27 protein-coding genes are annotated in these 25,770 nt (G+C 33.2%); 19 read left to right on the top strand and 8 right to left on the bottom strand.

Annotation, left to right across the window (positions count from 1 at the left end):
• Positions 1-22 precede the first annotated feature (22 nt).
• The 6 genes from galE to ACP7BT_RS07155 all read left to right on the top strand — a co-directional run bounded on the left by galE (position 23) and on the right by ACP7BT_RS07155 (position 5,788).
• Positions 23-1,024 (top strand): UDP-glucose 4-epimerase GalE, encoded by a 1,002-nt coding sequence (galE, locus tag ACP7BT_RS07180; protein ID WP_011302570.1) that lies wholly within the window; start codon positions 23-25, stop codon positions 1,022-1,024.
• Between the two features lie 3 nt (positions 1,025-1,027).
• Positions 1,028-2,518: a UDP-glucose--hexose-1-phosphate uridylyltransferase gene (gene galT / locus ACP7BT_RS07175; RefSeq protein WP_002482581.1), complete on the top strand. Its 1,491-nt coding sequence runs from the start codon at positions 1,028-1,030 to the stop codon at positions 2,516-2,518.
• Positions 2,519-2,716: 198 nt separating this feature from the next.
• Positions 2,717-3,499 (top strand): molybdate ABC transporter substrate-binding protein, encoded by a 783-nt coding sequence (modA, locus tag ACP7BT_RS07170; RefSeq protein ID WP_041079500.1) that lies wholly within the window; start codon positions 2,717-2,719, stop codon positions 3,497-3,499.
• Between the two features lie 12 nt (positions 3,500-3,511).
• The gene (modB, locus tag ACP7BT_RS07165; RefSeq protein WP_041079132.1) at positions 3,512-4,183 is read left to right on the top strand and encodes a molybdate ABC transporter permease subunit; all 672 of its coding nucleotides are present in this window, start codon (positions 3,512-3,514) and stop codon (positions 4,181-4,183) included.
• Positions 4,184-4,789 carry an ATP-binding cassette domain-containing protein gene (locus tag ACP7BT_RS07160; RefSeq protein ID WP_002482584.1) on the top strand — a complete coding sequence of 202 codons (606 nt, stop codon included), beginning with the start codon at positions 4,184-4,186 and terminating at the stop codon, positions 4,787-4,789. It begins immediately after the preceding gene.
• A gap of 165 nt (positions 4,790-4,954) precedes the next feature.
• The gene (locus tag ACP7BT_RS07155; protein WP_037537892.1) at positions 4,955-5,788 is read left to right on the top strand and encodes an MBL fold metallo-hydrolase; all 834 of its coding nucleotides are present in this window, start codon (positions 4,955-4,957) and stop codon (positions 5,786-5,788) included.
• 87 nt (positions 5,789-5,875) lie between these two features.
• On the opposite strand, the gene cudC is transcribed toward ACP7BT_RS07155, so the two are convergent.
• Complete coding sequence (gene cudC, locus ACP7BT_RS07150) at positions 5,876-6,442, bottom strand: choline uptake/conversion transcriptional regulator CudC (RefSeq protein ID WP_002482586.1); 567 nt, start codon at positions 6,440-6,442, stop codon at positions 5,876-5,878.
• Positions 6,443-6,678: 236 nt separating this feature from the next.
• Here cudC and ACP7BT_RS07145 point away from each other — a divergent pair, with 236 nt between their 5' ends.
• Positions 6,679-7,683, top strand: a complete 1,005-nt coding sequence (locus tag ACP7BT_RS07145; RefSeq protein ID WP_037537897.1) for a ThiF family adenylyltransferase — start codon at positions 6,679-6,681, stop codon at positions 7,681-7,683.
• A gap of 14 nt (positions 7,684-7,697) precedes the next feature.
• Complete coding sequence (locus tag ACP7BT_RS07140; RefSeq protein ID WP_037537900.1) at positions 7,698-8,198, top strand: MogA/MoaB family molybdenum cofactor biosynthesis protein; 501 nt, start codon at positions 7,698-7,700, stop codon at positions 8,196-8,198.
• A gap of 137 nt (positions 8,199-8,335) precedes the next feature.
• On the opposite strand, the gene moaC is transcribed toward ACP7BT_RS07140, so the two are convergent.
• Positions 8,336-8,824 (bottom strand): cyclic pyranopterin monophosphate synthase MoaC, encoded by a 489-nt coding sequence (gene moaC / locus ACP7BT_RS07135; protein ID WP_037537903.1) that lies wholly within the window; start codon positions 8,822-8,824, stop codon positions 8,336-8,338.
• A 64-nt stretch (positions 8,825-8,888) separates the two neighbouring features.
• Between moaC and glp the strand changes: the two genes are divergently transcribed.
• The 7 genes from glp (at position 8,889) to ACP7BT_RS07100 (ending at position 13,726) form a co-directional block, all read left to right on the top strand.
• Positions 8,889-10,148: a molybdopterin molybdotransferase MoeA gene (glp, locus tag ACP7BT_RS07130; protein ID WP_002482590.1), complete on the top strand. Its 1,260-nt coding sequence runs from the start codon at positions 8,889-8,891 to the stop codon at positions 10,146-10,148.
• Complete coding sequence (gene mobB / locus ACP7BT_RS07125) at positions 10,145-10,636, top strand: molybdopterin-guanine dinucleotide biosynthesis protein B (RefSeq protein ID WP_037537907.1); 492 nt, start codon at positions 10,145-10,147, stop codon at positions 10,634-10,636. The genes glp and mobB overlap by 4 nt, the downstream gene beginning before the upstream one ends.
• Entirely contained in the window at positions 10,637-11,083 is a 447-nt protein-coding gene (locus tag ACP7BT_RS07120; protein ID WP_041079128.1) for a molybdenum cofactor biosynthesis protein MoaE, read from the top strand.
• 5 nt (positions 11,084-11,088) lie between these two features.
• Positions 11,089-11,322, top strand: a complete 234-nt coding sequence (gene moaD / locus ACP7BT_RS07115) for a molybdopterin converting factor subunit 1 (protein WP_002482593.1) — start codon at positions 11,089-11,091, stop codon at positions 11,320-11,322.
• A 6-nt stretch (positions 11,323-11,328) separates the two neighbouring features.
• Positions 11,329-11,937 carry a molybdenum cofactor guanylyltransferase MobA gene (gene mobA, locus ACP7BT_RS07110; protein WP_041079126.1) on the top strand — a complete coding sequence of 203 codons (609 nt, stop codon included), beginning with the start codon at positions 11,329-11,331 and terminating at the stop codon, positions 11,935-11,937.
• Positions 11,938-11,951: 14 nt separating this feature from the next.
• Entirely contained in the window at positions 11,952-12,974 is a 1,023-nt protein-coding gene (gene moaA, locus ACP7BT_RS07105) for a GTP 3',8-cyclase MoaA (protein ID WP_011302584.1), read from the top strand.
• 401 nt (positions 12,975-13,375) lie between these two features.
• Positions 13,376-13,726, top strand: a complete 351-nt coding sequence (locus ACP7BT_RS07100; RefSeq protein ID WP_002482596.1) for a transcriptional regulator, SarA/Rot family — start codon at positions 13,376-13,378, stop codon at positions 13,724-13,726.
• A 223-nt stretch (positions 13,727-13,949) separates the two neighbouring features.
• Here ACP7BT_RS07100 and ACP7BT_RS07095 read toward each other — a convergent pair whose 3' ends face one another.
• Both ACP7BT_RS07095 and ACP7BT_RS07090 read right to left on the bottom strand, forming a co-directional pair.
• Positions 13,950-15,161 carry an MFS transporter gene (locus ACP7BT_RS07095; protein WP_041079121.1) on the bottom strand — a complete coding sequence of 404 codons (1,212 nt, stop codon included), beginning with the start codon at positions 15,159-15,161 and terminating at the stop codon, positions 13,950-13,952.
• A gap of 4 nt (positions 15,162-15,165) precedes the next feature.
• Positions 15,166-15,597, bottom strand: coding sequence for a MarR family winged helix-turn-helix transcriptional regulator (locus ACP7BT_RS07090; protein WP_037537915.1), 432 nt, complete (start codon positions 15,595-15,597; stop codon positions 15,166-15,168).
• A 395-nt stretch (positions 15,598-15,992) separates the two neighbouring features.
• Between ACP7BT_RS07090 and ACP7BT_RS07085 the strand changes: the two genes are divergently transcribed.
• The 3 genes from ACP7BT_RS07085 to ACP7BT_RS07075 all read left to right on the top strand — a co-directional run bounded on the left by ACP7BT_RS07085 (position 15,993) and on the right by ACP7BT_RS07075 (position 21,781).
• A complete protein-coding gene (locus ACP7BT_RS07085; protein ID WP_002482599.1) occupies positions 15,993-16,754 on the top strand; it encodes a VOC family protein in 762 nt (253 codons plus the stop codon).
• 368 nt (positions 16,755-17,122) lie between these two features.
• Positions 17,123-18,370, top strand: a complete 1,248-nt coding sequence (locus ACP7BT_RS07080) for a lipid II:glycine glycyltransferase FemX (protein ID WP_041079119.1) — start codon at positions 17,123-17,125, stop codon at positions 18,368-18,370.
• A gap of 237 nt (positions 18,371-18,607) precedes the next feature.
• Complete coding sequence (locus tag ACP7BT_RS07075; RefSeq protein ID WP_041079117.1) at positions 18,608-21,781, top strand: efflux RND transporter permease subunit; 3,174 nt, start codon at positions 18,608-18,610, stop codon at positions 21,779-21,781.
• Between the two features lie 344 nt (positions 21,782-22,125).
• Here ACP7BT_RS07075 and mspA read toward each other — a convergent pair whose 3' ends face one another.
• A complete protein-coding gene (gene mspA / locus ACP7BT_RS07070) occupies positions 22,126-22,443 on the bottom strand; it encodes a membrane stabilizing protein MspA (protein ID WP_426303755.1) in 318 nt (105 codons plus the stop codon).
• Positions 22,444-22,507: 64 nt separating this feature from the next.
• Positions 22,508-22,684: an SE1832 family protein gene (locus ACP7BT_RS07065; protein ID WP_002482603.1), complete on the bottom strand. Its 177-nt coding sequence runs from the start codon at positions 22,682-22,684 to the stop codon at positions 22,508-22,510.
• 149 nt (positions 22,685-22,833) lie between these two features.
• Here ACP7BT_RS07065 and ACP7BT_RS07060 point away from each other — a divergent pair, with 149 nt between their 5' ends.
• Positions 22,834-23,742, top strand: coding sequence for an AEC family transporter (locus ACP7BT_RS07060; protein WP_002482604.1), 909 nt, complete (start codon positions 22,834-22,836; stop codon positions 23,740-23,742).
• A 169-nt stretch (positions 23,743-23,911) separates the two neighbouring features.
• Here ACP7BT_RS07060 and ACP7BT_RS07055 read toward each other — a convergent pair whose 3' ends face one another.
• Both ACP7BT_RS07055 and ACP7BT_RS07050 read right to left on the bottom strand, forming a co-directional pair.
• Positions 23,912-24,703 (bottom strand): glucose 1-dehydrogenase, encoded by a 792-nt coding sequence (locus ACP7BT_RS07055; protein WP_002482605.1) that lies wholly within the window; start codon positions 24,701-24,703, stop codon positions 23,912-23,914.
• 136 nt (positions 24,704-24,839) lie between these two features.
• Entirely contained in the window at positions 24,840-25,697 is an 858-nt protein-coding gene (locus tag ACP7BT_RS07050; RefSeq protein WP_002482606.1) for a RhaT/GlcU family sugar-proton symporter, read from the bottom strand.
• Between the last annotated feature and the right edge of the window lie 73 nt (positions 25,698-25,770).

Below are 25,770 nucleotides of genomic sequence, written 5' to 3'. Positions count from 1 at the left end.
ATTAAAAGAAAGGATTTTGAATATGTCTGTTTTAGTATTAGGTGGCGCTGGATATATTGGTAGTCATGCGGTGGATCAATTAATAAGTAGAGGTTACGACGTCGTTGTTGTAGATAATTTAGGGACAGGTCATCGTGCAGCTGTAAATAAAGATGCACGATTTTATGAAGGCGATATACGTGATAAGCCATTTTTAGATCAGGTGTTTACAACTGAAACAATAGAAGGTGTCTTCCATTTCTGTGCATATTCGTTAGTAGGTGAATCTGTTGAGAAACCGTTAGCGTATTTCAACAATAATGTGAATGGTTTACAAGTGTTATTAGAAGTCATGTATGATCATCAAGTAAAACATATTATCTTTTCCTCAACTGCAGCAGTATATGGAGAACCAGATACAGTGCCTATTACTGAAGCAGATTCTAAAACACCGACGAGTCCTTATGGTGAAAGTAAGTTAATGATGGAAAAAATGATGCATTGGAGTCACAATGCTTACGGTGTTAATTATGCAGCCTTGCGTTACTTTAATGTAGCGGGTGCAAAAGAAGAGGGCACTATAGGTGAAGACCACCGTCCAGAGACGCATTTAGTGCCAATTGTATTACAAGTTGCATTGGGACAAAGAGAAGCATTAACGATATTTGGTGATGACTATGATACGGAAGATGGTTCATGTATTCGTGACTACCTTCACGTTGTCGACTTAATAGATGCACATATTTTAGCTTACCAACATTTACAAAATGGTGGGGAATCTGGCGCATTTAATTTAGGAAGTAGTCAAGGGTACTCAGTATTTGAGATATTAGAAGCGGCTCGAAAGGTGACAAACAAACCAATTGAAGCGAAGGTTGGACCTAGAAGAGCTGGAGACCCTAGTAAATTAGTTGCATCAAGTGATAAAGCACAATCAATACTTGGTTGGAAACCAAAACATGATAATATACATGACATTATTGATTCAGCTTGGCGCTGGCATAATCAACATCCAAACGGTTATCAAGAAGATACGGAGGTATAAGGCATGTTATTAAATCAACAATTAGTACAGCAATTTGTCACACAGGCAATTGCATTTGGTGATTATGAACAAGAAGATAACATTTATATTCAAAATCAACTGCTCCGAATTTTAAATGCAATAGGTATTGATGTTGATAATGAATCACCACTAAACCAAGATGCCACTGCAAATGCGATTGCTCAGTATTGGATTGAACAAGCAGTTAATGAAAACTGCCTAGAAGATGCATTATATAAAAAAGAAATCGTTGAAGCACAAATATTAGATTTAATAACACCTCGACCTTCAGTTATTAATCGAAATTTTGTAGAAGCCTATAAAAAATCACCGGAAACAGCTACTAATTATTTTTATGAAATAACTAAACGGAATCATTATGTAAAAGAAGATGCTATTGCTAATAATATTAATTATGAAGTAGAAACAGAATACGGTGATATTGAAATTACAATCAATTTATCTAAACCTGAAAAAGATGCAAAGCAAATTGCGAAAGCTAAAGCTGAACCAGCTAAACATTATCCTAAATGTGCACTATGTATTGAAAATGAAGGCTACCAAGGTTCGGTTACACAAGCAGCTCGTACGAATCATCGTATTATACGATTGAAATTAGACGGAAAGTCGTGGGGATTCCAATATTCACCATATGCTTATTTTCCAGAGCATAGCATTGTGTTATCTGAACATCATGTGCCTATGGAAATTAATAAACAAACATTTGTTAATTTGTTAGCGTTTATTGAACAATTTCCACATTATTTTATTGGATCTAATGCAGACATTCCATTAGTTGGTGGATCGATTTTATCACATAATCATTATCAGGCTGGCAAACATGTATTTCCTATGGATAATGCGGCAGAAATAGAGCGGTTTACAATGAATGAATTTTCATCGGTAACAGCGAGTACATTGAATTGGCCAATGAGTGTGATTCGATTAAAAAGCGAAAATCGCGATGAATTAATTAATGCAGCAACATATGTGATGAATACGTGGAATCAATACTCAGATGAAACGATAGATGTAAGGGCATTTAGTAATGATGGTGAAAGACATCATACTGTAACACCGATTGCACGTTATAGACAATCACAATATGAATTAGATATCGTTTTAAGAGATAATCAAACTTCCGAAGCATTTCCAGATGGCATATTCCATCCACATGAGGATGTACAACATATTAAAAAAGAGAACATCGGTTTAATAGAAGTGATGGGTACGGCGATATTACCAGGGCGCTTAAAAGAGGAATTACAACAAGTAAAAACGTATCTTGTGGGTGATAACCAATTAGATTTAGGTATGCACCAACAATGGGCTGAAAATATGAAGCGCACTTATGATATCAATAAACAAAATGTTGACGACATCGTTGATAAAGAAGTCGGTTATAAATTTAAACGTGTGTTAGAAGATGCAGGTGTTTTTAAAAATACCGATACTGGACGCCAAGCATTTAAACGCTTTATCAAACATTTATAATAAAAGCAGCGCATGTCGAATTGATTAGGCTATGTTTAAAAACGCGCTATATTTTATGACATGTTATAAACTGAAAATATTTTTGTCTCAAGGCGGAGTGAAGAAATCAAACTGGACTCATTGATTTCTTCACTCCGCTCTTTTATTTTCTTGATTACAAGCATATAATAAAAGAAAATAGGAGTGATTATTTTGAAAATTAAATTTAAATATTTAATTATTTCATTTATTGTTTTATGTCTTGTGTTAGCAGGATGTTCAAATGGTGATAATAAGGATAATAGTAAAACGAAAAGCGATGAAAAAGCAAAACAAGAATTACATGTTTCTGCAGCAGCAAGTCTAACGGATGTCACTAAGGATTTAGAAAAAGCTTTTAAAAAAGATCATAAAGATGTAGACGTTTCTTTTAATTATGGTGGTTCAGGTGCTTTAAGACAACAAATAGAAAAAGGTGCACCAGTAGATGTATTTATGTCTGCAAATACAAAAGATGTGGACGGACTAGTTGATAAAGACAAAGCACAAAATACATATGAGTATGCTAAAAACCAACTAGTATTAATTGGTGAAAAAGATAGCAACTATCATTCGGTAACTGATATACAAGGCGATGATAAGTTAGCCATTGGTGAAGCAAAATCAGTACCTGCAGGTAAATATGCTGAGCAATATTTAAAAGATAATCATTTATTCGATAAAGTGAAACCAAATTTAGTTTATGCCAAAGATGTGCGTCAAGTATTAAACTATGTTGAAAAAGGTAATGCACAATTAGGTTATGTGTATAAAACAGATTTATTTCAATCACAACAAAATGGTAGTAGTAAAGTGAAAGAAATCAATACAGCCGATTTGAAAAAACCAATTACTTATAAAGCAGCTACTACAACAGATAAAAAGTTAGCGAAAGAATGGATAGATTTCTTAAAAACAGATAAGGCCAAAGATATTTTGAAAAAATATCAATTTGATGCATAGGAGGATTTAGCAATGCCAGATATTACACCATTTTGGATATCACTTAAAGTAGCCGTTATAAGTACTATCATAGTAACTTTAATTGGCGTAGTCATTTCAAAATGGTTATATAGACGCCATGGTATCATTGCTAGAATCTTAGAAAGTATCATAGTCTTACCTATTGTTTTACCACCGACTGTGATGGGGTTCATCTTGCTCATAGTGCTTTCACCAAGAAGTTATATTGGGGCATTTTTTGTTAATGTATTACACTTACCCGTAGTGTTTACATTGACTGGTGCAGTCATTGCCTCTGTGATCGTCAGTTTTCCATTGATGTACCAACACACTGTACAAGGTTTCCGCAGTATAGATCATAAGATGCTAAATACAGCTAGGACAATGGGAGCCAGTGAAAGTAAAATATTTTTTAAATTAATTCTACCGCTATCTAAACGTGCAATATTATCTGGTGTAATGATGAGCTTTGCAAGAGCAATTGGTGAATTTGGCGCTACGCTTATGGTGGCTGGCTATATTCCAAACAAGACAAATACATTACCATTAGAGATTTATTTCTTGGTTGAACAAGGTAAGGAAAATCAAGCATGGTTATGGGTGATTGTATTGGTAGCATTTGCGATAACTGTTATAGGTACAATTAATTTATTAAATAAAGATCGTTATCGGGAGGTAGATTAATTGTTACATATACATCTGACACATCAGCTTAAAGCAACACCATTAAGCATACAAATTAATGATGATAAACCAAAGATATATGCAATTAAAGGGCCCTCCGGTATTGGCAAGACGACAATATTAAATATGATAGCGGGTTTAAGGCAACCTGACAACGCATTTATACAAGTGAATAAACGTATTATTTCAGATTCAGCACATGCGATTGATGTGAAAATTCAAAAAAGAAATATTGGCTATCTTTTCCAAGATTACCAACTTTTTCCTAACATGAATGTCTATCAAAATATTACTTTCATGGCACAACCTTCTGATCATATTGATAAATTGATGAAACAACTAAATATTGATCACCTAAAAGATCAATATCCTATGCGTTTATCAGGTGGAGAAGCACAACGCGTGGCTTTAGCTAGAACACTGAGTACAAAGCCAGACTTGATTCTGTTAGATGAACCATTTTCAAGTCTAGACGATTCGACTAAGCATGAAAGTATCCAACTTGTGCAACGTATATTTGAAAAGTGGCAAATTTCTATTATCTTTGTTACACATTCAAATTATGAGGCCACCTCACTAGCGCATGAAATCATCACTATTGGCTAAAATCATTTTCCAAATATAAACTTCAATACTTAAAAACCTGTATGACATAGATAATAGCTATACAGGTTTTTTTAAAAGTATAAGACAAATATCTATAATATGAATGTATTTTTTGATAAATTCAAATGATAATAAGCATCATTTTATTTTAGAAGGGGTGTATATATGAAGATAGAATTTTTAGGAACAGCAGGTGGGTTTCCGTCACTTTATAAGTCCCATTCGCAACATTCACAAGCAATACATAGAACTGGACCAGCTATTTATATACATGACCTCCAATTATTAATTGATACTTCTGAGGATATATTTTATCAATTACGCCGTTCAGAAATTTATGATATAAAATATGGCATATATTCGCATTGGCATCCTGATCATACGATGGGTATAAGAATTTGGGAAACATTAAATTTTGATTTTATAAATAAAGTACCACAATCCAAAAATTCGAAAATAATCCTTACAGAGCAACATGTAAATGATTTTAAAAAATATTTTGGTCATTGGGATCATTTAAACTATCTAGGTGATTTAGGTGTAATTGAAAAAGAGATTATTCCTAACAATGGTCAAATAAAGATAGGTGAAACGACTATAGAGTGGATTCAGCTAGCAGAAGACATTGCATTTGGATTTTATATTACGACATCTACATTACGCATTTTAATTATCCCGGATGAAATTAAAGGTTATCACCCAATAGAAAAATTGAAGAACGTTGATGTTGCGATTTTACCATTTGGTAGTAATGAAGTTAATCCAGTTACCAAAGAACGAATTCACGAAAATGGTATGCTAGCAGCGTTAGGTGAAATTACTTTTCAAGAAAGTGTGACTATCGCGCGTGAAATCAATGCAACACACACTTACTTTACACACATAGAAGCAACGGAAAACTTAAATGAAACACACATTGAACAATTAGAACAGCAATTAAAAGAGGAAGGATTGTTGACTACCATTGCTTACGATGGTTTACAAATTACAATAGAATAAATATGGCAACAACCATTAATAAAGTACCCTTCAAAGCCGACACAACAAAGTGAAATGGAGAAGGATACTTTTTTAGTTAAATATTGATCAGCTTTGTGAAGCGCTAGTTTGATTTGGAATAGGAAAATAATCAAAAATTTCTCCGGAATGTAGTGCTTCGGAAAGTGTAGATAGCCAAGCATAATAGACTTTGGAATGTTCAATTTGTTCTAACATTTTATTGGCATCTTCAATCCATTCTGGTTCTGCATCTTCAGAATCAATAATAGGGAAGAGTAATTTTTCTGCTCGTTGAATTGCTTCTAAATTTAATTTGATTTCACGATTCCATTTTTGCGAGAAAAAATTACCGAAAAACGTAAAGAAATCTTTTTCTGCTGTAAAGTGTTGTTTTCTGCTACCTCTAATAAATTGTTGCTTTACACCATCAAATTCTTGTAGTCGTTTAACACCGGCACTCATACTTGGTTTACTCATTTGTAACTCATAACGCATTTCATCTAATGTCATGCTTTTTTGTTCGAAAACCATCGTGCCATAAAGATTACCTACACTCCGATTGACACCGTAAAGATCCATTGTTTCTCCAATAGAGTTAATTACGATATCTTTCGCTTCTTCTAATAGTTGTTCAAAGTTTTTTGATCGCGCCATGAATTCACCTCAAAATAATATTTGATTCATTGTACCATGAAGTTAAGATAATAGGATACGTTCAGAATGTTGAAAATACTTGTCTATATTAATGAAAGATAAAATAAAAACACGCATTAGAGCTGAATAAAGATAAGGGGAAACACTACTTTATAACAATATTAATTTTAAACCGTTGTTACATTGGAGACCAAGATTTATAATAGAAATAATGATGTGAAGAGAGGGTTATTCGTGTGACACAGGATCGATATTCAAGACAAATGTTATTTAAACATATTGGATCAGACGGACAGGATAAAATTAAGAGACAGCATGTACTTATTGTTGGTATGGGTGCTTTAGGTACACATCTTGCAGAGGGTTTAGTGCGCTCTGGCATAGGTGAACTTACGATTGTGGATAGAGATTATATTGAATACAGTAATCTTCAAAGGCAAACATTATTTTCAGAAGCGGATGCAGATGCAGCATTGCCTAAGGTCATTGCTGCAGAAACAAAATTATTAGCAATTCGTAAAGATGTCGTCATACACAGTCATATCGCACATGTTGATCGTCAATTTTTAGAAGCGCATGCTACAAATATTTCTTTGATTTTAGATGCTACAGATAATTTTGAAACGCGGCAATTAATTAATGACTATGCGTATCAACAGAATATACCATGGATTTATGGTGGTGTAGTGCAAAGTACTTATATAGAAGCTGCATTTATACCTGGCACAACACCGTGCTTTAATTGCATGGTACCACAATTGCCAACCATCAATATGACGTGTGATACGGTAGGTGTTATACAACCCGCTGTAACGATGACGACAAGTTTACAAGTACGCGATGCATTGAAACTATTGATAGAACATACGCCTGATACTAAATTGACTTATGGTGATTTATGGGAAGGTACACATTTTAGCTTTGGATTTAGTAAATTATATAGAACAAATTGTCCAACTTGTGGTCAAAATCCAACATATCCCCATTTAAATGAAACCAAACGTCAGTATGTTAGTTTGTGTGGAAGAGATACGGTGCAATATGAAAACCCTAATATTTCCCAGGAAATGCTAGGTGTATTTTTAAATCAACACAAAATCGCATTTAAACGTAACCCTTATATCATTCAATTTCAATATAAAGGTTATCGTATCGTCAGTTTTAAAGGTGGACGTATGCTGATACATGGCATGAAGCAACCACAAGAAGCAATTAAATTAATAAATCAATTATTTGGATAAATGAGGTGGGCATCGTGCATACAAATGTGCAATTAGACAAAGATATAAAATGTGCTATTTTAACCGTTTCTGATACAAGAGATTATGAAACGGATAGGGGGGGCCAATTGGCTCAATCACTACTTTCTGAATTGAATGTAAGTATTGCTACTGAGCATTATCGAATTGTTAAAGATGAACAAGACTTAATTCAAAAACAACTACAAGAATGGTTAAAGGAAGATATAGATGTCATTATTACAACTGGTGGTACAGGGATTGCTCAGAGGGACGTTACAATAGAAGCTGTATCAGCACTAATCACAAAAGAAATTGAGGGTTTTGGTGAATTATTTAGATATTTGAGTTATACCGAAGATGTTGGAACACGTGCACTTTTATCAAGAGCGATTGCAGGCGCAGTTGGAGATAAGTTGATTTTTAGCATTCCTGGTTCAACAGGCGCTGTTAAATTAGCGTTGAACAAGTTGATAAAACCAGAATTAAATCACCTAGTGAATGAAATCACTAAATAACAAAAGCGCCAAGTGTAGCTTGAATTCTGATTTATTTAACAGAATTGCGACACTTCGCGCTCAGTTTATATAGTTGCTACTAAAAAATGATGGTCATGACTTCAGTTTACTTTGGGTAATTCAAGGAGTCATTATCTTTAATTATCTTGGCGCTGATAGTCGCCTGATTTCCCACCTGATTTGGATAACAGATAGGTTTCACCGATTACCATACTTTTATCTAATGCTTTTGTCATGTCATATACGGTAAGGGCAACAGCAGTAGCAGCTGTTAGTGCTTCCATTTCAACGCCAGTTTTACCTGTAGTAGAGACAATCGTCTGTATATTAAGTGTGTATGATTGTTCATTTTCTTGCCAATCAAATGTTACATCTATGCCAGTTAGTGGTAATGGGTGACACATAGGAATAATATCTGCAGTATTTTTAGCGGCCATAATCCCCGCAATTTGAGCAGTATTTAAAACATTCCCTTTTTGATTTGTATGTTCGACAATTTGTTTATAAATTTCCGAGTTAACTGTGATACTTGAATGTGCAATTGCAGTACGTTTAGAAATGTTTTTTTCTGAAACATCTACCATTTTAGCATTGCCTTGGTGATTTATATGCGTAAATTCAGACAAAATATCCCTCCTAATCGTTTCTTAGTATATCACGAAATTAATTTATGTAAGGAGTAGATTTAAAATGCCAGTAGAAAAAAGAACGCCAATTCCTGTAAGTGAAGCAATTGAACGTGTAGTCAATCAATCGATTTATACGCAACAAGTAGAAGTTCCATTAAATGAGAGTATCCATCATATTTTAGCCGAAGATATCATTGCGACATATGAAATTCCACGGTTTAATAAATCTCCCTATGATGGCTTTGCTATTCGCAGTAAGGATACGGTAGGTGCTAGTGGTGAACAACGTGTAAGCTTTAATGTGATTGATCATATTGGTGCAGGATCTGTTTCTGATAAAACGGTAGGCGCTTTCGAGGCGGTTCGGATTATGACAGGGGCTGCTCTACCAGAAGGTACAGATGCAGTGGTTATGTTAGAACAAACTGTTGAAAACGGACATAGTTTTACTTTGAGAAAACCTTTTGAGCCAAATGAAAATGTTTCTTTAAAGGGTGAGGAAACAGAGATAGGAGATATCGTACTGCAAAAGGGACAATTAATTAATTCCGGTGCCATTGCTGTATTAGCAACTTACGGTTATACACAAGTAAAAGTAAATAAAAAGCCAAGTGTAGGTGTTATAGCTACTGGTAGTGAGTTATTGGATGTGAATGATGCTTTAGAATCAGGGAAAATTAGGAATTCAAATGGTCCTATGATTACAGCCTTATCGCAAAAATTAGGGTTAAGTGCTATTGCATATCAAATTCAAGAAGATGATTTGGACAGTAGTATTCAAGTCGTAAAAGAAGCAATGGCTAAACATGATATTGTCATTACGACTGGTGGCGTATCGGTGGGTGATTTCGATTATCTGCCACAAATATATGAAGCATTAAATGCAGAAGTACTATTCAATAAAATAGCGATGCGACCAGGTAGTGTTACGACTGTAGCAGTTGCAAATGAAACCTATCTATTTGGATTATCTGGGAATCCATCGGCTTGCTATACTGGTTTTGAGTTATATGTTAAACCGGCAGTACTTCATATGATGGGTGCTAATGCAATATATCCTCAAGTAATACAAGCGACATTAATGGAAGATTTTAAAAAGGCGAACCCATTTACAAGATTTATACGTGCCACAGCGACGTTGAATGGAAAAGAAATGACGGTAGTACCATCAGGGTTTAATAAATCAGGCGCTGTAGTTGCGATAGCCCATAGTAATGCTATGATTATGCTTCCAGGTGGAACGAGAGGCTATAGTCAAGGACATACGGTTAACGTCATATTGACGGAATCACAAACATACGAAAAGACATGTTTTATATGATTTTACAAATTGTGGGTTATAAAAACGCTGGAAAAACGACGTTAATGTCACATACAATCCAATTTTTAAAATCACATTTGTTAACAGTGGCAACTGTTAAACATCACGGATTTAACCAATTAGTTAATCAAGAAGCGGATATCACATTACAAAATGATCAAGTTGACCATATGAAACATTTTAATGCAGGCGCTGATCAGAGTATTGTACAAGGTAAGTCTTATCAACAGTCGGTAACAAGAAAAGAAAATCAAAGTCTTGAGGAAATTATCAGCGAATCTGTTACAATAGATTGTGACGTGATACTCGTAGAAGGCTTTAAATCTGCACGATTCGATAAAGTAGTTGTTTATCAAGATGAGAAAGAACGTCAAAGTCTAAGCCATTTAACGAATGTAAAATACTATGTGAATTTGGCCGAAACAGATGCATTGACGCTTTATAATCAATGGCTATTTCATTATTTTAAAATAGAAGGAATGCATTAAATGAAGCAATTCGAAGTGAAGTGTGACCCGATACAAACTGAGCCATATAGAGATTATGTCTTGGATGAAAATCAAGGCGCGGTAGTTGTTTTTACAGGTCATGTAAGAGAGTGGACGAAAGGTGTTAAAACAGAATACTTAGAATATGAAGCATATATTCCTATGGCTGAGAAGAAGCTCGCTCAAATTGGAGACGAAATATCACAGAAATGGCCTGGAACAAAAACAGCAATTGTTCATAGAATTGGACCACTGAATATATCTGATATTGCTGTACTTATCAGTGTATCCTCGCCACATCGAAAGGATGCATATCGCGCAAATGAATATGCCATCGAACGAATCAAAGCAATTGTGCCTATATGGAAAAAGGAAATATGGGAAGATGGCGCTCAATGGCAAGGGCATCAGCATGGGAATCACAATGATGCAGTTGAGGGGGAATAGTAATTATGAAAATACTATACTTTGCAGAATTAAAAGAAATTTTAGCTAAACAGACTGAAACAATTGATTTAAGTTATGATATTACGGTAGATGATTTTACTAAAGATTTATTTGAACGTTATCCTCAAATCAAGGATAAGCAATTTCAAATTGCAGTAAATGAAGAATTCGTCAAAAGTGATGACATCGTACATCAAGATGATACAGTGGCATTAATTCCACCAGTTAGCGGAGGGTAAAAAAACATGAAAGCAATTATACTTGCCGGAGGACAATCAGAAAGATTCGGCGAACCAAAGGCTTTTGCTCAAATAAATGCGCAACCATTTTATAAGCGTATTATTGACGTTTTAGAGGGTACAAATATGTTTAATCAAGTTATTATCAGTACAAATGAGAGATTAGCATCTCAATTTGATCATTCTGATATTATTATTGATGAAGATCAAAATAAGGATAAAGGTCCTTTGGCAGGTATTCAGTCAGTCATTCAGCATTATGAAAGTGAGGAACTGTTCTTTGTTGTGTCGGTTGATACACCTATGATTTCTCAAAAAGCTGTGAGTAAACTATATCAATTCATGGTAGAACACCTTATAGAAGACCAATTAGATATCGCTGGGTTTAAGGAAAAGGGCAGACCCATACCGACTATTGCTTTTTATAGTCCGCACACATTGCCATATATTGATGATGCATTAAATTCAAACGATTATAGTTTGAAAAGTGTTTATAATAAAGTGAAAAGTGATTGGTTAGATGTAAATTTAATTGAATCACCAGATTATTGGTACAAAAATATTAATTATCAACAAGATTTGGACTCTTTACAACAAGATATATTAAATAGATAAGGGGACCTAATGTTATGGTAGAGCAAATAACTGATAAACTTGGACGTCCGATTCGTGATTTAAGACTGTCAGTTACAGATCGTTGCAATTTCCGTTGTGATTATTGCATGCCGAAAGAAATATTTGGTGATGACTTTGTATTCTTACCTAAAGATGAGTTGCTTACCTTTGATGAAATGGTACGTATTGCACAGGTATACACGCAATTAGGCGTGAAAAAAATAAGAATTACAGGTGGGGAACCATTACTAAGACGTGATTTAGATAAATTGATATACCAGTTAAATCAATTAGAAGGTGTAGAAGATATTGGTTTAACGACAAATGGTTTATTATTAAAAAAACACGGTCAAAAATTATACGATGCTGGCTTGAGACGTATCAATGTCAGCCTAGATGCAATAGACGATGCTGTGTTCCAAGCCATAAACAATAGAAATATTAAGGCTTCTACGATTTTACAACAAATTGATTATGCAGTTGCTATAGGATTTCAAGTGAAAGTAAATGTAGTGGTACAAAAAGGTGTAAATGATGACCAGATCGTACCTATGGTGCAATACTTTAAAGATAAAGATGTACAAATTCGATTTATTGAATTTATGGACGTTGGTAATGATAATGGTTGGGACTTTAGTAAAGTTGTGTCAAAAGACGAAATGCTTGAAATGATAGAGCAGAATTTTGATATTGAGCCAGTGGCACCGAAATATTATGGTGAAGTTGCAAAATATTATCAGCATAAAGATAATAAAGCACAATTTGGTTTGATAACAAGTGTTTCTCAGTCATTCTGTTCTACTTGTACACGTGCACGTCTTTCATCAGATGGTAAGTTTTATGGATGTTTATTTAGTACTGTAGATGGATTTAATGTTAAGTCATTTATGCGCAATGGCGCAACTGATAATGAATTATTCGAACAATTTAAAGCATTATGGAATATCAGAGATGACCGCTATTCTGATGAACGAACTGAACAAACAGTTGCAAATAGAAAACGTAAAAAAATAAACATGAATTATATAGGTGGATAATAAAAAATGAAATGAGTCTGGGACAAAATAGATGTCTCAGATTTTTTTCATTTAGGCAGTAGATGACTGAATTGAAAATGGAAAGATGCCTAATTTTAATTGCCTTTTAATAAATTTCAAGGTCAAAATGATAGGATGCTTAACCTTTAATGATATTTAATTTCGCAAAATATAAAATAGATAAAATTTGTTAATATATGTCTAAAGATATTGAGTAATACAAATTTTTTAAGATGTTCATTTGAGATTATATAAATTATATTCAATTGAAGATAATATTTATCTGTTTCAATAAAAATAATAGATTAAATGAAGAAAGTGTTATATAATACTTTTGAAGCTTATTCATTAAATAAAGCCATAGAACACAACGAGAGTAGTCAATAAGGAGGCCATTTTTTATGGAAAGTAAAGTATCATATTTTATAAATTCTGAAAGAGCATTAAGTCAATTAAAACATTGGTTAAAATCTGTACATCGCTTATCAATAGAAGAATTTGTCATATTGTATAAAGTGTATGAAGCAAAGAAAATGAGCGGTAAAGAGTTAAGAGATACCTTGCATTTTGAAATGCTTTGGGATACGAGTAAAATTGACGTTATTATTAGAAAAATTTATAAAAAAGAGCTCATTTCTAAAGTGCGTTCAGAAACGGATGAAAGACAAGTTTTTTATTATTATAATGATATACAGAGTAAATTATTAGATGATATTATCAATGAAATTGAAAAAATTCAAATAGCACAATAGTGTGATATACATAAATTAAAACAATCAGATAGGATTACAATCAAATATCCATAAAAGTTCTGTGGGTTTATATTCGATAAGGAATGGCTAGGAGTGGATTACCTTAACTGATCCAGAAAATCTACTAACTTAATATCGTAGGGGAATATACTTTATAGTTATTTACTGTCGAACTAAAAAGAGTCTGAGACATCAAGCGGTGTCTCAGACTCTAATTTTTTAATTAAAATGAACTTAAATTTTTAACTTTTCTGCCGTGTACAAAGTAGTAAATGATCGCTGTGATTAAAACGATGATTGCCATTATTGCATAAAGTTGTGCGTAGCTCACAGCTGATGTAAAGAACCCTAATACATAAGGTCCAAATCCTAAACCTAAATCAAGACCAATAAAGTAAGTAGAAGTCGCAATACCATATTTAGCCGGCGGTGAGACTTTAATCGCAATGGCTTGCATACAAGATGAAATATTGCCGTAACCAGCACCTAAGCATAAACCAGCAATTATGAGTAACCAACCATTGTTTGTAATACTTAAAGTAAGGAAAGTAATGATTAAGAATATGAATGCTGGATAAGCTACTACATTTTCGTTTTTTTGATCCATTAATCGACCAGCAACTGGGCGTGTAATAAGTGAAGCAATTGCATAGAATATAAAGAAGTAACTTGATATTGTTACAAGATTAATTTCTTGGGCAAAAAATTGAAGAAATGTAAGAATTGATGAATAGGTTAAACCGGAAATCAACATGATAATTGCAACGGGTACAGCCTCTTTTGCAATATAATTGTTAATATTGAATTTTTTAGATTGAGTCGTTTGCTTTTTAGACTCTGTGTTACTTTCTACTTCAAATTGTAATTTAACAAAGAAAGAAATAATAAAGCTGATAATGCCACAGAGTAAGCAGATTGTGAATAATAATTTAATAGGGAAGCTATTGATTAGTAATAAACCGAAGAATGGTCCGATTGCTGCACCTATGACCAAACTTAAGGAGAATAAGCTAATGCCTTCACTCTTTCTGTCATTTGGTGTGACATAAGCTGCAATTGTTCCTGTAGCAGTTGTAGTAATACCTGTAGCAATACCATTAAAGAGTCTAGTTACCATTAAGAAAGCTAAAGAACCTTCTATAAAATAAAATAATTGTGTAACTAATAAAAAGCCTAAACCAATGAGTAATATACGTTTAGGACCAATTTTATTAACATATTTACCAGTCGTAAATCTACCTATTAATGAGCCGATAATAAATAGCCCTGTAACTAGTCCAGCAACACTATCTGAGGCGTGGTACTCTGATTTTGTATAACTAGCAATAATAACAATCAGTAGATACATACATAGATTAATTAAAAAATTAGTAAAAAAGTTAATGTTAAAACTTTTTGTCCAAATCGGTGATTTCAGAGAAGTGGATTGATTCATTTGACTATTCCTCCATATTGATAATTTGTTCATGGATCTTTTGAATGACTTGTATTGCATAGTTAAGTTCATCATCTGATAAACCAGTATTTTCAATAATTTTATCCTGTACATCACATATACGTGTATTGATTGCACCATAAAGTTGCTGTCCTTTTTCAGAAAAAGATAATAATTTTTCTCTTTTATCTTCTCCAAGTTCAATCGTAAGTAATGATTTATCAGAAAGTACTTTTAAAATCTTTCTTGTAGTTGGTTTTTCAATTGCTCGACGCTTTGAAATTTGAACGAGTGTCGTTGGTGCGTTTTGAGCAATATCTTTTAATACCAACCATTGTGCGGGATAAACATCAAATTCCTCAAATACCGGTTGGAAAAATTTAGTGTAGGGTCTATAAATAGCTGTTAGATGATTGAATATACTTTGTGAGTCCATAAGATCCTCCTTAATAGTTAGCTAGGCTAACCTATTTAACAACAAACAATATTGTAAACCTTTTTGTAGGATAAAGCAATAGTATTTTATTTTTAAAATCAAGTTATAACCTGTTTGATGTTAAAAAGACTTAAGCGAACATAAAAAATCATGCATTGATAATAAATGAAGAAATAGTGATTGAAATGAGGGCAAGCTGGTGGGAATTTCAGAAAATTTGTCATTTCTCACATTTGTAATTGAGTCAATGTATAAATAGTTGAGGAAAAGTGACAATAAGCGCCGACATTTGGTGAGTTTAATATGAAAGAAAGTTGTATGGATGTGTTATGAGAAGTAAAGTCGTATGCAATTTGTTATGATGAAGCTAAAGGAAGCTTAGGGGAGAGAAATTAATGCAATATTTGAAATTAGATCATATTATCCATTATATTCATCAGTTAGAGAACTTTAAATTTCCAGGTCATTTATTAACTTTGAACCAAGGTGGACAACATGAGCGTTTTGGTACATTTAATAGATTAGCTTATTTAGAAAATGCTTACGTAGAATTGTTGGATGTTTATAAACCGGAAGTTTTGCAAAAAATAGTGAAATCGGATGAAGGGCGTGTATCATTCCCATCTAAAATTGTGCAAGACCAATATAGTCAAGGAATGAAGACATTAGCTTTAAGTACGGCTGACATCAATCAACTTAAGGAAGATTTAGAAGAAAAAGGTATAGATGTTATCGGTCCGATTGAAATGCACAGAGAAAACATTAAAGGTGATAAAACATCCTGGAAATTATTATATATTGCAGATCCAGACTATAGAGTGAAGCCACCGTTCTTTATACAGTGGGATGAGAACGAGCAAAAAAGGAATGAAAAATTAGAAGCACTTCGCCAAAAAGAATTTATGATTAAATCCATTAATTTGCATAGTACCGAACGCGCACATACTGTGAAAAAATGGCAACATTGGTTTGATATGGACATAGTTAGTGAAGATGAGAAAGTCACAATACTTAAATTAAAACATGATGATTTGATATTTAAAATAAGTGATGGTCCTAACTCAGGATATAAATCAATAACAATTAAAGATAGTAAAACGACTTCTCCATATACTTTAATTATAAGAGGGTTAAGTTATATATTTGAGGCAGATTAATAAATGTAAATATAAGCACTATGAGCGATAATGAATATGTGTATCAATGAAATAATAAGTGTTAAAATAGTTAAATAAGTGGAAAACTTATTAGTACGCAATAACAGTAAGTAAATAGATATAACAAAAGTTAATGCTGCTAAAATAATTCTTAGACTTAAATATGAAATTGTCAGTGGTTCAATAAAAGCTTGAATAACGAAAACTAAATTAATAATTAAAAACAATCCAATAATAATACTACGCATAGTTACACCTCATTTCTAAATTTATTATAGTATATCAAATGAGTGAATTCTATGTGAAAGTTTGCTAAAAGCATTGTATAATACCAAAGTATTGAATTGATAAAGGAGACATCAGTTTTTATGGAAAAAATGAATATTACAGATCAAGCACATGATGCATTTGTTAAAGCACACCCACAAGGTGACTTATTACAATTAACGCAGTGGGCAGAAACTAAAACATTAACTGGATGGTACTCAAGACGTATCGCAGTTGGAGAAGACGATGAAATTGTAGGGGTAGCACAACTACTATTTAAAAAAGTACCTAAACTACCTTATACACTGTGCTATATTTCAAGAGGATTTGTAACAGATTATAGTAACAAGTTGGCATTAGAAACTTTACTTGAAGCTGCAATGCAAATTGCCAAAGAAGAAAAAGCATATGCTATTAAAATTGATCCAGATGTTGAAGTAGATAAAGGTGCAGACGCTTTGTCTAATATAAGAGCGCTTGGGTTTAAACATAAAGGGTTTAAAGAGGGCTTATCTAAAGATTATATTCAACCAAGAATGACTATGATTACACCAATAGAAAAAACGGATGAAGCATTAATTCAAAGTTTTGAACGTAGAAATCGTTCAAAAGTGAGATTAGCTTTAAAACGTGGTACTACAGTTGAACGTTCAAATAGAGAAGGTTTGAAAACATTTGCTAATTTAATGCAAATAACAGGCGAAAGAGATGGTTTTTTAACTAGAGATATTAGTTATTTTGAAAATATATATGATGCATTACACCCTGATGGGGATGCTGAGTTGTTTTTAGTGAAGTTAGAACCTAAACCTGTTTTAGAAGATCTAAGACAAGAATTGCATGAACTAGAAGTTGAAAAAGCAAAACTTGCAGATAAAAAGCAGGATAAGAAGACACTTAATAAAATAAATGATGCTGATAATAAAATAACCAAAACTCAAGAACTCATTGATGAAATGGTTACTTTAGAATCAACGCATCCAGAAGGCATTTATTTATCAGGTGCTTTATTAATGTTTGCTGGTAAAAAATCTTACTACTTATATGGGGCTTCATCAAATGAGTATCGTAACTTCTTACCAAACCACCATATGCAATTTGCTATGATGCAATATGCAAGAGAACATGGTGCAACGTCATACGACTTTGGTGGAACTGATAATAATCCTGATAAAGATTCAGACCATTATGGTTTATGGACATTTAAAAAAGTTTGGGGCACATATTTAAGTGAAAAAATTGGTGAATTCGACTATGTGTTAAATGCACCTTTATATCAAATTATCGAGAATATTAAACCAAAACTTACAAAAGCCAAAATTAAACTGTCTCGAAAATTAAAAAAATAAAGCATTTCAGAATAAATAGACGCGTGCTATATAGAGCTAGAATACATTGATTCAACTTTATAGCACGCATTTTTTATGATTGCCATGGAATAATGATACGTATAGTGATGTTGAAATTTAAAAGTTCAACTAAATGTCACAGGACAAATTGTCTATAATTAATAAACTACATATTTTCAGGACCATACTTGTGGTAAATTAGAACTGTTAAAGGGATATGTGAGAGGAGAAAAACACATGATAAAAAAATTATTGCAGTTTTCATTAGGAAATAAATTTGCAATATTTTTAATGGTTTTGTTAGTTATATTGGGCGGTGTTTATGCCAGTAGCAAAATGAAATTAGAATTATTACCTGACGTTGAGCCACCAATGATTACCGTACAAACCTCCATGCCAGGTGCTACACCAGAAACAGTAAAAGAAGATGTAAGTGATAAGATTGATGATCAAATTAGATCGATGGCAGGTGTTAAGAATGTTAATGCTCAATCTATACAGAATGCATCAATGGTTACGGTTGAATATAATGAAGGTACTAATTTAGATAAAGCAGAGAACGACCTCAAAAAAGAGTTAGATAAAATAAAATTTGGGGAGAATGTTGAAGAGCCGGAGTTAACAAGAAGCTCTATAGATGCTTTTCCAATAGTTGCTTATTCATTTACTACCAATGATAATGATTTAAAAGATACAACACGAAAAATTAATAATCAGTTATTACCAAAACTTCAAACAATTGATGGGGTCCAAAATGCGCAACTTAATGGGCAGACGTCACGAGAAGTATCAATAAAATTTGACCAAGATAAATTAGAAGCAAGTGGGTTAACTAAAGAGCGTGTTCAACAGTATTTGAAAAGTGCTACAAGTGAAACACCACTAGGCCTATTTCAATTTAATGATACTGAGAAATCTGTCGTTATTGATGGTCAATTTACATCCGTTAAAGCACTTGAAAATTTAGACATTCCGTTATCTGCAGCAGCAGGAGATAGTCAATCTCAAGGTGATGACGGAGCGTCAAGTCAAGGTGCTGAGCAACAAGCTTCTGCTTCCCAATCTGCAACTACAGCATCGAGTAGCCAATCAAGTGATTCTGAAGTACCATCCGTAAAATTAAAAGAAATTGCACAAGTATCTGCAGGCGATGAGCGGGCATCTATATCTAAAACAAACGGTAAAGATGCAGTTAATGTTCAAATTACAAAAGCACAAGATGCAAACACTGTTCAAGTTGCCAAAGATACAAAAAAAGAAATTGATCAATTTATAAAAGACAATCCGAAAATGGTTGCTACAAAAGTGATGGATACAGCAAAACCAATAGAAGATGCATTGTATACAATGATTGAGAAAGCTGCACTAGGTACCATTGTAGCGATTATCGTAATTCTATTATTTTTAAGAAATATCAGAACGACTGCCATTTCAATTGTATCTATACCCATGTCCATTTTAATTGCAATGGTTGCGTTGAAATTATCAGATGTTTCATTGAATATTTTAACGTTAGGAGCATTAACTGTTGCGATAGGTCGTGTTATTGATGATTCTATCGTTGTTGTTGAAAATATTTACCGACGATTATCTGATAAATCAGAAGCACTTAAAGGTGATCAACTCATTGTAAGTGCTACAAGCGAAGTATTTAAACCAATCATGTCATCGACGATTGTTACAATTGTCGTGTTCTTGCCATTAGCTTTTGTAAGTGGCTCTGTAGGAGAAATGTTTAGACCATTTGCACTGGCAATCGCATTTAGTTTACTAGCTTCATTACTTGTATCTATTACGATTGTTCCTGCATTAAGTGCTACTTTCTTTAAAAAAGGTGTAATACAGCATAAACAGGAAACATCGTTAGGATTTATCGGTAGAAAGTATAAATCCGTTTTGAACTGGTCATTAAATCACAAATGGATAGTCATTATTATCAGTACAATTATATTAATTGCAAGTATTGGACTTGGGGCTGCTAAACTAGGAACTAGCTTTATTTCTACGGGTGAAGATAAATATATGGCATTAACTTATACGCCTAAACCTGGAGAAACGCAAAAAGGGGTATTAGACCATGCAGAGCAAGTACAAAAATATCTGAATAGTAAAGATAAAGTGCGTACAGTTCAATACTCAGTTGGCGGTCCAACACCTAATGATCCAACTGGTAACTCTAATAGTATGGCGATTATGGTTGAGTACGATTCGAACACACCTCATTTTGATGAAGAACCCGATAAGGTGTTACAGCATATTGAAACATACAAACATCCTGGTGAGTGGTCAAATCAAGATATGGGTACTGGTGGCAGTAATAATGCTTTAGAAATTACTGTTAGTGGTCCATCATTAGAATCAATTAAAGGTTCAGTGAAGAAAGTTGAAGATGAAATAAAAGATGTCAGTGGGACTGCAAATGTTAAATCAGATTTAACACAAACCTATGATCAATATAATATTAAAATAGATCAGAATAAGGCAGCAAGTTATGGATTATCTGCTTCACAGTTAGCAATGACCTTGAATCAGAATACACCTGAGGAAAGTGTGACAACTGTTAAAGAAAAAGGGAAGTCCATAGATGTTAAAATTAAGGAAGATAAGCAAACAGATTGGTCAAAAGATAAGTTAGAAAACACAGAGTTGCAATCTCCTACAGGTCAGTCTGTGGAATTAAGTGATATTGCTGAGTTAGAAGAATCGACAACGCCAAACAAAATTGAAACGAAGGCTGGAGATGAAATCGCAACCGTTTCAGCTAAAATTACAAATGATGACGTAGGTGGTACATCACAGAAAATAATGTCGAAAGTAAATCATATCGATACACCAAGCAATGTAAAAGTTAACGTTGGTGGTGCAAATGAAGATATTAGCAATGCCATAACACAATTAGCGATGGCTATGTTAGCCGCTATTATCATTGTATATCTAGTGCTTGTATTGACATTTAAAGGTGCACTGGCACCTTTCACAATTCTATTTTCATTACCATATACCATTATAGGTGTAGTAGTGGCTTTAGTTATAACGGGAGAGACAATATCGGTAACAAGTATGATAGGTATGTTAATGCTGATTGGGATCGTAGTAACGAACGCGATTGTATTGATTGATAGAGTGATTAATAAGGAAAAACAAGGGCTTGAAATGAAAGCAGCGTTATTAGAAGCGGGTGGCACGCGTATCAGACCAATTTTAATGACGGCACTTGCAACAATCGGTGCTCTAGCCCCAATGCTATTTGGTGAAGATAGTTCAATCATTATTTCAAAAGGTATGGCTGCAACGGTTGTAGGTGGATTAATTTCATCTACATTGCTAACATTGATTGTTGTTCCGGTTATATATGAAATATTGTTTACCCTTAAACGTAAAATAGTGAATCGACAAAAACATAATAAATAAAAAATAAGGGAATGGGACAGAAATCAAATTTTTAAATAGAGATTTCGTAGTCCCACGTATGCAATCAAGGCAAGGATGACTAGGATTGAAATGTTTACCTGAGCTAAAGCTCATGCATAAGTCTCACTAGCATTTTTATGTGACATACCTCATATATTTTTGCATAAGAACTACTTTTTCAATTTATGAAAATGAGTAGTTCTTTAAATCAGTGATACTTTACATTTTCAATTCAGTCATTTACTGCCTAAACGAAAAAGAGTCTGAGACAACTAATTTATGTCCCAGACTCTTTTAATTAAACAGCGTATAGCTAAAATATTTTTGAGTATCAGAATTACCAATTAATATAAAACTAATGTTAAAATAGCATAGATTATAAATAATATAATACTGATGATATTTAAGATTTGAACCGCTTTTGGGTCTTTCTTACTATGTTTGAAAGCAGTGATTTCAACATTACCAACTAATAACAATAATATGATGAAAACCAACCAATTAATTGCAGGGAATGATAATGTCGTAATTGCAACAACAAATAATAAGAGCAAGGCCATTATAATACGCAAAATACGCGTGATAATCGTATCCATTCTAAATATGCTTATGTAACACACGATTAGATAGAGTACTGGTAAAAAGATAAGATAGAGTAGCATATTGTTACATCCTTTCTATGTTCGCCTTTAATCTTAGCATGTAAAAAAAATATTTACTAGGATGTTATTTATGTTCTTTTTGACTAATTTCTGAACGTACAGATGCAATTTCTTTTTCTATTTCTTCAAGTTGCTTTACTAAAGGGTCGACTTGTTGATTAACAGATTCTCTTTTTTCTAAGTCACCTTGTAATCGAACATAATCATATTTTAGTTCAGCTAATTTTTCATTCAAATCCATTATCGCACACTCCTTTGCGGGTAGAAAACGCCTACACCAGTTTGAATTGAATTATAACATGAAATTGAAAGCTTCTAAAATAACCAATTTATATGTTAAGGTATGAAAATAGAATGAAAACGAAATAACTTAGTGAAAGAAGGATTATTGTGACACAACAATTTATCATAATTATTTTACTCATTGCATTAGGTTATACGCTTAAAAGAATCAATTACTTTAAAGCAAATGATAGCCAAGTACTGTCGACATTAGTATTAAATGTCACGTTGCCTTCTTTAGTTATCGTGAATTTGAATGAAGCTAAATTGGATGTCTCGTTATCTATTTTACCTATTATGATGATTTTATATGGTGTCATTACAAAAGTAATAATTGTATGGTTCTTTATAAAATATGATAATCAAATTCGTGGTGCAACAGGTATGATGATGGCTTCTTTAAATATTGGCTTATTTGCTTACCCTCTGGTTGAGGCGATTTGGCCAGAAACTGGTATGATTTATTTTGGTATGGCCGATATTGGTGGCGCAATCATTATGTTTGGTGTGACTTATTTTGTAGGAAGCTATTTTAGCAGTGGTGGAGACAGTTTTGATTTTAAATATTTAGGAAAAAATTTATTGAAGTCTGTACCACTTATGACATATATTATTATGTTTATTTTAAATATGATGAATATTCATTTTCCAGACCCAGTCATTGATTTCTTTTCTGTATTATCAGGTGCAAATATGCCATTATCAATGATACTTCTAGGGTTAATGTTGAATTTTAGTATAGATAAACGCTTTTTACCAATTGCTATTAAGTATTTAGTAGCGCATTATGGTCTTGGTATCATTGCTGGCTTACTTGTTCACTTTTTCTTGCCAGTGAATGATGAAATGATAAAGACTACATTACAAGTAGCATGGCTCTTACCAGTAGGTGTAGCGATTATACCTTATTCAATTCAGTTTAAATATAAAACATTGCCTCTAGTAGGGATGGTTACTAATTTAACAATCGTGATTAGTATTATTATCTTGTATATTTATCAGATGTTGTTTGTTTAAAGTGCTCTAAAATTTAATAATAAAAAGAAACATGATCAATATAAAACGATTATTGGTCATGTTTTGTTTCTTAATAAGTATTAATTTATGCAATTAATATATAGATAAATAAAAAGACAGAAAGCGCGTGATAGCATTCGCTTTCTGTCTTTTGTTGATAGCAATGAGATTAGCCTTTACCACCCATAAATGCAGGATAGTTTGTCATACCACCATCAACATATATTGTTGTACCGTGAATATAGTCTGCTAAATCTGAAGCAAGGAATCTTGCAACATTAGCCACTTGTTGTGCGTCGCCTATAACTTTGGCTGGAATCATTTCAAGTGTTTCTGCACGCGTTTGCGGATCTGAGAATTTTTCTTTTGTATGTTCTGTTACGATAGCACCAGGAGATATATTGTTAATGCGAATGCCATACTGTGCATATTCCATTGACATTGTTTCCATCATTAATTTTAAACCGCCTTTACTTGCAGCATAATTCACATAGTTTGGCCATGGAATTTTATCGTGAACACTTGATGTATTAATGATAATACCTGGTTTATCTTCTTTTAAAAATTGATTAACAGCGGCCTTAGCACCTATGAATGCACCGGTTAAATTAATATCAATGACTTTTTGCCACTCATCTAAGGGCATTTCGTGCGTAGGAATTGGTTTTTCAAAACCAGCATTGTTAATCATGATATCTAAAGTACCAAATGTATCAACTGCAATTTTGACTAATTGTTCGACGTCTGCCTCTTTAGAAACATCAGCATATGCTTTAATCGCTTTACCACCAGCGTCTTCTATTAGTTTTATAGATTCGGCAACAGCATCTAAGCTACTTTCTGAACGATAGTTAATGACAACATTTGCTTTTTCTTTACCGAATTGTTCTGCCATTGCTTTACCAATACCGCTACTACCACCTGTAATCACAACTACTTTATTTTCTAAATCTGTAAACATATATTGAAGCCTCCTTAAAAGTTATTCCTACAAAAAGGTTTAGAACAGACGTGTTGTTAATTTGGAATAGTATAATTAACGTTGAACGCTATGTCGATGTTCTAAACTTAATGATGTGTAATATATTAAATGATGCCTAACCTTTTAAATTACCTAATATAAAGGCTGCAATGATTATTAATACAATCCCAGCCCAAATACCAATCATTTGGCGTTTGTCTTTTCTTTCTCCTAGTAAGAAGATACCACCAAGTGTAGATACAATTACTAATAATTGTGAAAATGAGAAACTTGTTGCTACACCAACTTTAGGTTGTGAATAGAACATAAATAAATTACCAATTCCCCAAATGACACCTGGGATAATATTCCACATAGTACTTTTTACTGATGTCTCATGTTTAGCAGAAAGTATTAAACCGCCAATAGCCATACCTATTGATTGGAAGAAGAGGGCATTCATTCCATCTACACCAAATATTTGTGCTACGACTACATAAACAACGTAACCTACTGTAGAAATAATCAATATAGGAATTGCTTTGCCGAATTTATTGTTACCGCCTGAAGCTTCATTTTTACCTTTAATTGAAGTTAATGCGATACCAATTACTAATAACACCATAGCAACTAAACCTAATGTAACTTGAATTCCTGTACTCCATTCTCCAAGAAAAATAGCACTGAATAATGTCGTACCAACTAATTGTAAACCAGTAGAGATTGGCATCGTTTTTGAAACACCAATTAGACTAATTGATTTAAGTTGATAACCCTGACCAAGCGCCCAAAATGCACCTGAGATTAAACCAACAATAATGACGGCGAGGTCATCAAATTTTGTATTACCTGTAAGTAGTAAAATAATTCCGATAATTAATGTACCTAATGTTGTCCCTCTAATTTGATTATATGGGCCACCACCAACAAGCACGTTAATTAAAACAACACTACCCCAGAATAATGCAGGCAATAACGCAATTAACAAATCCATATATATACTCACTCTTTCTATTATATTGTCCCTCGAGAATAACCATCTTTGGTTGTTCCTGAACTTCTAGTTT

It is taken from the genome of Staphylococcus sp. Y174-1, assembly GCF_049897865.1.
In the GTDB taxonomy this organism is placed as follows: Bacteria; Bacillota; Bacilli; order Staphylococcales; family Staphylococcaceae; genus Staphylococcus; species Staphylococcus saprophyticus.
This window is presented reverse-complemented; position numbering and strand designations above follow the sequence as displayed.

What these genes read in the sequence shown, in the direction of transcription:
- galE (WP_011302570.1), top strand. Translation starts at nt 23, where the DNA reads ATGTCTGTTTTAGTATTAGGTGGCGCTGGATATATTGGTAGTCATGCG.
- galT (WP_002482581.1), top strand. Translation starts at nt 1,028, where the DNA reads ATGTTATTAAATCAACAATTAGTACAGCAATTTGTCACACAGGCAATT.
- modB (WP_041079132.1), top strand. Translation starts at nt 3,512, where the DNA reads ATGCCAGATATTACACCATTTTGGATATCACTTAAAGTAGCCGTTATA.
- ACP7BT_RS07155 (WP_037537892.1), top strand. Translation starts at nt 4,955, where the DNA reads ATGAAGATAGAATTTTTAGGAACAGCAGGTGGGTTTCCGTCACTTTAT.
- cudC (WP_002482586.1), bottom strand. Translation starts at nt 6,442, where the DNA reads ATGGCGCGATCAAAAAACTTTGAACAACTATTAGAAGAAGCGAAAGAT.
- glp (WP_002482590.1), top strand. Translation starts at nt 8,889, where the DNA reads ATGCCAGTAGAAAAAAGAACGCCAATTCCTGTAAGTGAAGCAATTGAA.
- mobB (WP_037537907.1), top strand. Translation starts at nt 10,145, where the DNA reads ATGATTTTACAAATTGTGGGTTATAAAAACGCTGGAAAAACGACGTTA.
- ACP7BT_RS07120 (WP_041079128.1), top strand. Translation starts at nt 10,637, where the DNA reads ATGAAGCAATTCGAAGTGAAGTGTGACCCGATACAAACTGAGCCATAT.
- moaD (WP_002482593.1), top strand. Translation starts at nt 11,089, where the DNA reads ATGAAAATACTATACTTTGCAGAATTAAAAGAAATTTTAGCTAAACAG.
- mobA (WP_041079126.1), top strand. Translation starts at nt 11,329, where the DNA reads ATGAAAGCAATTATACTTGCCGGAGGACAATCAGAAAGATTCGGCGAA.
- moaA (WP_011302584.1), top strand. Translation starts at nt 11,952, where the DNA reads ATGGTAGAGCAAATAACTGATAAACTTGGACGTCCGATTCGTGATTTA.
- ACP7BT_RS07100 (WP_002482596.1), top strand. Translation starts at nt 13,376, where the DNA reads ATGGAAAGTAAAGTATCATATTTTATAAATTCTGAAAGAGCATTAAGT.
- ACP7BT_RS07095 (WP_041079121.1), bottom strand. Translation starts at nt 15,161, where the DNA reads ATGAATCAATCCACTTCTCTGAAATCACCGATTTGGACAAAAAGTTTT.
- ACP7BT_RS07090 (WP_037537915.1), bottom strand. Translation starts at nt 15,597, where the DNA reads ATGGACTCACAAAGTATATTCAATCATCTAACAGCTATTTATAGACCC.
- ACP7BT_RS07085 (WP_002482599.1), top strand. Translation starts at nt 15,993, where the DNA reads ATGCAATATTTGAAATTAGATCATATTATCCATTATATTCATCAGTTA.
- ACP7BT_RS07080 (WP_041079119.1), top strand. Translation starts at nt 17,123, where the DNA reads ATGGAAAAAATGAATATTACAGATCAAGCACATGATGCATTTGTTAAA.
- ACP7BT_RS07075 (WP_041079117.1), top strand. Translation starts at nt 18,608, where the DNA reads ATGATAAAAAAATTATTGCAGTTTTCATTAGGAAATAAATTTGCAATA.
- mspA (WP_426303755.1), bottom strand. Translation starts at nt 22,443, where the DNA reads ATGCTACTCTATCTTATCTTTTTACCAGTACTCTATCTAATCGTGTGT.
- ACP7BT_RS07065 (WP_002482603.1), bottom strand. Translation starts at nt 22,684, where the DNA reads ATGGATTTGAATGAAAAATTAGCTGAACTAAAATATGATTATGTTCGA.
- ACP7BT_RS07055 (WP_002482605.1), bottom strand. Translation starts at nt 24,703, where the DNA reads ATGTTTACAGATTTAGAAAATAAAGTAGTTGTGATTACAGGTGGTAGT.
- ACP7BT_RS07050 (WP_002482606.1), bottom strand. Translation starts at nt 25,697, where the DNA reads ATGGATTTGTTAATTGCGTTATTGCCTGCATTATTCTGGGGTAGTGTT.